Genomic DNA, 6,421 nt, shown 5'->3' on the forward strand with positions numbered 1-6,421 from the left:
TCATTTTGATTCGAGCCCAAACCGCTTTATTAACACTGGAGGTTATCCAAGATGTCAGTAGAAAACGTACTATCGCTGATCCAAGAAAACGAAGTTAAGTTTGTAGACCTACGCTTCACAGACACAAAAGGTAAAGAGCAGCATATCTCCATTCCTGCTCACCAAATCGATGCAGACTTCTTCGAAGAAGGTAAAATGTTCGATGGTTCATCAGTTGCTGGCTGGAAAGGTATCAACGAATCAGACATGGTTATGATGCCCGATGCATCCTCTGCTGTGCTGGACCCATTCACAGAAGACGCAACCGTCAATATCCGTTGTGATATTCTAGAACCGGCAACGATGCAAGGTTACGATCGTGACCCTCGTTCTATCGCAAAACGTGCTGAAGATTATATGCGTTCTACTGGTATCGCAGACACCGTTCTTGTTGGACCAGAACCTGAATTCTTCCTGTTTGATGATGTGAAATTCTCAACAGATATGTCAGGCTCTTTCTTTAAAATTGATGATGTTGAAGCCGCGTGGAATACCGGTTCAGACTATGAAAATGGTAACAAAGGCCACCGCCCTGGCGTTAAAGGTGGGTACTTTCCAGTCGCTCCCGTGGACTCTTCTCAAGACATCCGTAGCGCTATGTGCCTTATCATGGAAGAAATGGGCCTCGTCGTTGAAGCGCACCACCATGAAGTGGCAACCGCAGGTCAAAACGAAATCGCCACACGATTCAACACGCTGACGACTAAAGCCGACGAAATCCAAATCTACAAGTACGTTGTTCATAACGTTGCCCATGCATTCGGAAAAACGGCAACGTTCATGCCAAAACCACTGGTTGGCGATAACGGCAGCGGCATGCATGTTCACCAATCTCTCGCTAAAGATGGTGTCAACCTGTTTGCTGGTGACAAATACGGCGGCCTATCTGAAACGGCACTTTACTACATTGGCGGCATCATCAAACACGCCCGCGCCTTGAATGCTTTCACCAACCCATCAACCAACTCTTATAAACGTTTAGTTCCTGGGTTTGAAGCACCAGTCATGCTAGCGTACTCCGCTCGTAACCGTAGTGCATCTATCCGTATTCCTATCGTACCCAGTGCTAAAGCTCGTCGTGTAGAAGTTCGCTTCCCAGATCCAGCAGCAAACCCATACCTTGCTTTTGCAGCACTCCTAATGGCAGGCCTTGATGGAATCAAAAATAAGATTCACCCTGGAGATGCGATGGATAAAGACCTGTACGATCTTCCTGCAGAAGAAGCGGCAGAAATTCCAACGGTTTCTGAGTCTCTACAACAAGCTCTACAGAACTTGAATGAAGATCGTGAGTTCCTGACTGCTGGTGGTGTGTTCTCTGATGATTTCATCGACTCTTACATCAAGTTGAAATCAAAAGATGTTGAACGTGTCAATATGGCTGTGCACCCATTAGAGTTTGAACTTTACTACTCGGTATAAATCTCACTTCGTGTAAAACATACTCTTTTTGCACAATAATTTTAGGCTCGCCTCGCAGGCGAGCCTTTTGTCTATTTGGGTTTAACCCCATTCAATTTAACATGATGATTACATATTAGGACAATGAACACGTCTTGCTCTTCCCCTGACTTAACACGCTCATATTGAGGTGAGTTATGAAATGGTTTGCCAACGTTTATTTATTATTTTTTATCCCGTTATTCACTCTCAACGGTTATGCCAGCAATGCTTATGTTTGGGAGGATGAAAATGGTGTGGTGCATTTCAGTGATTTTCCACAAAACTCTGCCGCTCAATCCGTTTCACTCCCCGATCATAGTGCCTCAGCACCAGCCCCAAAATTTGAGGAACCCGTGCCTATCGATCCCCCAGCCTCTGAAAAAAAGAAAGCGTCTCTGGCTGATCTAACTATCGATATGATTCACCCAACTCAAGAGCAAACCATTCGTAGCAATAAAGGGGAAATCCATATAATGGTTCAGTTGAATCGAAACTTACAAGTCGGTGAGCACTTACAATTATTGATGAATAATAAACCTTATGGGGCCCCAACAACGCGATCAGAGTGGGAGCTCAAAAATATCGATAGAGGAACCCATCTTTTTATGATTCAAGCGGTCGCAAACGGCAAGGTTATTGCATCATCAAAAGTAGTAACGGTACATTTACATCAAGCTTCAGTAAATTAACGAGTTAAGAAAGAAAAAGCCTCGCTAATTGGCAATCACACTTTGTCTTTATGTTCCGTTGCGCCATACTGGTTAAACGAACGCACCAAATTAGTGCAGAGATAAATAAAGTAAGGTGCCTTGTGAGTGCAGAGCTAAGTGCAACGATATTAAACAATATTGTAACCGCCACATTAATGTTGGATGAAACGTTATGCGTGCGTTACGCTAATCCTGCCGCAGAGCAACTCTTCGCTCAGAGCGCAAAACGTATCATTAACCAACCTTTATCCAAGCTTGTACAGCATGCCTCAATGGATTTAGCTCTATTATCTCAACCTTTGCAAAGTGGGCAAAGTATTACAGATAGTGATGTCACTTTTGTCGTAGATGGAAAACCTTTAATGCTGGAGGTAACCGTCAGCCCATTGTCCTGGCAGAAAGAACTGATGTTACTGGTCGAAATGAGGAAAATTGGCCAGCAACGCCGTCTCACCCAAGAGCTCAACCAGCACGCACAACAGCAAGCCGCTAAGCTCTTGGTACGAAGCCTTGCTCATGAAATAAAAAACCCACTGGGAGGCTTACGCGGAGCGGCTCAGCTACTTGAACGGATGTTACCCGACCAAAGTTTAGCGGAATATACACAAATTATTATCGAACAAGCGGATCGCTTAAGAACATTAGTTGATCGCTTACTTGGCCCGCAAAAACCAGGCAAGAAAAAGCGAGAGAACTTACATGTTATTTTAGAAAAAGTTCGTCAACTCGTAGAGCTCGACACGAAAAATACGCTAATGATTGAACGTGACTATGACCCAAGCCTACCAGAATTACTGATCGATACCGACCAAATTGAGCAAGCCCTGCTCAATATCGTCAGTAATGCCGCACAAATTTTATCTCAACAACCTCATGGCCAAATCACACTACGCACCAGAACGGTGCATCAAGCGAACATTCATGGCCAACGACATAAATTAGTGGCTCGCGTTGAGATTATCGATAATGGCCCCGGCATTCCAGTTGAGCTGCAAGACACGCTCTTTTACCCGATGGTGAGTGGCCGAGATGGCGGAACAGGGCTCGGGCTCTCGATTTCACAAAATCTGATAGATCAACATAATGGAAAGATTGAGGTAGAAAGCTGGCCAGGAAGAACAACATTCACCATTTATTTGCCAATTTAATTACCATTAAAAGAACAGGCCGCAGTTAGGAGAGGAAAGAATGAGTAAAGGATATGCCTGGGTTGTCGATGACGACAGCTCCATACGATGGGTGATGGAGAAGACTTTATCCTCGGCCAATATAAAATGTGAAACCTTTACCGATGCTGAAAGTGTTCTCATGGCGTTAGAACGAGAAACTCCCGATGTATTAATTTCTGATATTCGTATGCCTGGTATTGATGGTATTGAGCTACTCAATCAAGTTCATTCACGCACACCTGAACTCCCAATCATCATCATGACCGCTCATTCAGACCTTGATGCAGCCGTCAATGCCTATCAAAAAGGAGCCTTTGAATATTTAGCCAAACCTTTTGATGTGGATGAGGCCGTCGCTTTAGCTGAACGCGCAATTGCCCATGGGCAAGAACAGCGCAAAGAACAATCAAAACAACAAATGCCGCCCTATAACTCTCCTGAAATCATAGGCGAAGCACCAGCGATGCAAGAAGTTTTCCGTGCTATTGGCCGACTTTCTCGCTCCTCTATCTCCGTATTAATCAACGGTGAATCCGGAACAGGTAAAGAGCTAGTCGCTCATGCTTTACATCGGCACAGCCCAAGAGCTCAAAAGCCGTTCATTGCGTTAAATATGGCTGCAATTCCCAAAGATTTAATTGAGTCTGAATTATTTGGTCATGAAAAAGGAGCCTTTACTGGTGCCAATAATGTACGACAAGGTCGATTTGAACAAGCCAATGGCGGCACACTTTTCTTAGATGAAATCGGAGATATGCCCCTTGATATACAAACTCGTCTACTGCGTGTTTTAGCTGATGGTCAATTCTATCGAGTGGGGGGGCATTCAGCGATCAAAGTCGATGTACGCATTGTTGCTGCCACCCATCAACATCTTGAGAAACTGGTTCATCAAGGTAAGTTTCGTGAAGATCTCTTTCATCGCCTCAATGTTATTCGTATTCAAATCCCAGCGCTTCGAGAACGCCGTCAAGATATTGAAAAGTTGACGAAACATTTCCTAGCACTCGCAGCAAAAGAGCTTGGCGTCGAAATTAAAACCTTACACCCCAAAAGTATTGAAATACTAAACCGCTTAGAATGGCCGGGTAATGTCAGGCAATTAGAAAATATGTGCCGCTGGCTAACGGTGATGGCGAGTGGAACGGAAGTGCTACCAAGCGATTTCCCGCCAGAGCTGTTAAATGAAAAAAAATCGTTTGAGGAAGAGAGCTCCGTCAGTTGGCAAAAACAGCTAGAAAGTTGGGCCCAAACCGCGCTTGCAGCAGGAGAAACTGAACTTCTTGCACACGCCCAGCCCGAATTTGAACGCATTTTATTAGAAGTTGCTTTAAATCATACTAATGGCCACAAGCAAGATGCAGCAAAAGTTTTAGGTTGGGGGCGTAATACGCTCACTCGTAAGCTCAAAGAGCTTTATTGATGCAATATTCCTCAACATAATCCGTAATGAATAAGAAGAGAGCCGTCAAATCGTGCTATTTATCGGCAACTCATGCTGACAGGGCGAATTTTGATTTTTATACTTAATACAGATTTCGACTTGGAAGAAGATAATGATAACGAAAAATATCCCATTGACTGATCTGCACCGCCATCTAGATGGAAATATTCGTACCCAAACCATTCTAGATTTAGGTAAAGAATTCAATATAGCTCTCCCTGCTAATAACATTGAGGCATTGACCCCTCACGTACAAATAGTAGAAGCCGAACCATCGCTGATCGCCTTTCTTGCGAAGCTCGATTGGGGAGTTGCTGTCTTGGGCGATCTGAATGCCTGTCGACGCGTTGCCTACGAAAATGTAGAAGATTTGGTTAACGCGCAAATCGATTATGCAGAGTTACGCTTCTCTCCTTATTATATGGCAATGAAACATCACCTACCTCTTCATGGTGTCGTTGAAGCCGTTATTGATGGCGTCAAAGCCGGTATCCGAGATTTTGATGTTTCAGTAAATTTGATAGGCATTATGAGCCGAACATTTGGGTCCCAAGCTTGCCAACAAGAACTCAATGCTATCCTGAGCCAAAAGGAACATTTTGTTGCTGTAGATCTTGCTGGTGATGAACTAGGGCAACCTGGCGATCGTTTTATCGAACACTTTACACAAGTCCGAGATGCCAATTTACATATCACCGTTCATGCTGGAGAAGCAGCGGGCCCCGAAAGCATGTGGCAAGCAATACAAGAGCTAGGAGCAAGTCGTATAGGGCATGGAGTGAAAGCCATTCATGACCCCAAATTGATGGATTATTTAGCAAAGCATCAAATTGGTATTGAATCATGCCTAACCTCCAACATTCAAACCAGCACAGTAGAAAGCTTCGCACAGCATCCTCTCAAGCGTTTTTTAGAGCATGGTGTACTTGCATGTCTCAATACCGACGATCCTGCGGTAGAGGGCATTGAACTTCCTTACGAGTATGAAGTAGCCGCACCTCAAGCTGGATTGACCCAAGAGCAGATTCATCAGACGCAGATCAACGGTCTGGAACTGGCCTTTCTATCTGATGCAGACAAACAGACCTTAAAGGCCAAAGTCGCTCAGCGCGTATAGCTTAAAGAACCGCTCATTTTCAGAGCCGATCCAGCATCGGCTTTTTTATTAAAGCCACTTCGCCGGTGCAACCGCCAAGCCGTCTAAAATGTTCTCTGACCCTCAGAGAACAAAACAAAAAAGTTGATAAGGCGCATTAGTACAGAAAAGCCAAGAGAATAAGAGAAAGAGCTAAGATGAACGTCGTACGTAGAATAGGCAAATAAGATAGTTATGAAATGAATAGAGATGAATAATGAGCCGGTGAAAAATTTGCTCCCCTAGATAACAAAAAATCCCCAGCATTACTGCTAGGGATTTATGTCAGTGGCGGAGCGGACGGGACTCGAACCCGCGACCCCCGGCGTGACAGGCCGGTATTCTAACCAACTGAACTACCGCTCCACAATCAATACCAAGAACTCTCTCAGTATCTCAAAATTAAAGCCTGGCGATGTTCTACTCTCACATGGGGAGACCCCACACTACCATCGACGCTGTTTCGTTTCACTTCTGAGTT

At 44.5% G+C, this 6,421-nt stretch carries 5 protein-coding genes and 1 tRNA gene; 5 read left to right on the plus strand and 1 reads right to left on the minus strand.

The genetic code is table 11. The features are described 5' to 3' along the window. Nucleotides 1-51: 51 nt before the first annotated feature. The 5 genes from glnA to add all read left to right on the plus strand — a co-directional run bounded on the left by glnA (nt 52) and on the right by add (nt 5,922). Complete coding sequence (glnA, locus tag EXA13_RS08975) at nt 52-1,461, plus strand: glutamate--ammonia ligase (RefSeq protein ID WP_238132869.1); 1,410 nt, start codon at nt 52-54, stop codon at nt 1,459-1,461. A gap of 176 nt (nt 1,462-1,637) precedes the next feature. After that, on the plus strand, nt 1,638-2,171 hold the full coding sequence (locus tag EXA13_RS08980) for a DUF4124 domain-containing protein (RefSeq protein ID WP_238132870.1): 534 nt from the start codon (nt 1,638-1,640) through the stop codon (nt 2,169-2,171). A gap of 122 nt (nt 2,172-2,293) precedes the next feature. After that, on the plus strand, nt 2,294-3,340 hold the full coding sequence (gene glnL / locus EXA13_RS08985) for a nitrogen regulation protein NR(II) (RefSeq protein WP_238132871.1): 1,047 nt from the start codon (nt 2,294-2,296) through the stop codon (nt 3,338-3,340). A 40-nt stretch (nt 3,341-3,380) separates the two neighbouring features. Next, complete coding sequence (gene glnG / locus EXA13_RS08990) at nt 3,381-4,784, plus strand: nitrogen regulation protein NR(I) (RefSeq protein WP_238132872.1); 1,404 nt, start codon at nt 3,381-3,383, stop codon at nt 4,782-4,784. A gap of 133 nt (nt 4,785-4,917) precedes the next feature. Beyond that, complete coding sequence (add, locus tag EXA13_RS08995) at nt 4,918-5,922, plus strand: adenosine deaminase (protein WP_238132873.1); 1,005 nt, start codon at nt 4,918-4,920, stop codon at nt 5,920-5,922. Nucleotides 5,923-6,229: 307 nt separating this feature from the next. Here add and EXA13_RS09000 read toward each other — a convergent pair. Beyond that, nucleotides 6,230-6,306 (minus strand) — tRNA-Asp (locus EXA13_RS09000). Between the last annotated feature and the right edge of the window lie 115 nt (nt 6,307-6,421).

Origin of the sequence: Vibrio cincinnatiensis (assembly GCF_022113815.1) — a bacterium.
GTDB classification, from domain to species: Bacteria; Pseudomonadota; Gammaproteobacteria; order Enterobacterales; family Vibrionaceae; genus Vibrio; species Vibrio cincinnatiensis_A.

Bases quoted from the DNA above. Each gene is read 5' to 3' on its own strand.
- glnA (WP_238132869.1), top strand. From the start codon at position 52: ATGTCAGTAGAAAACGTACTATCGCTGATCCAAGAAAACGAAGTTAAG.
- EXA13_RS08980 (WP_238132870.1), top strand. From the start codon at position 1,638: ATGAAATGGTTTGCCAACGTTTATTTATTATTTTTTATCCCGTTATTC.
- glnG (WP_238132872.1), top strand. From the start codon at position 3,381: ATGAGTAAAGGATATGCCTGGGTTGTCGATGACGACAGCTCCATACGA.
- add (WP_238132873.1), top strand. From the start codon at position 4,918: ATGATAACGAAAAATATCCCATTGACTGATCTGCACCGCCATCTAGAT.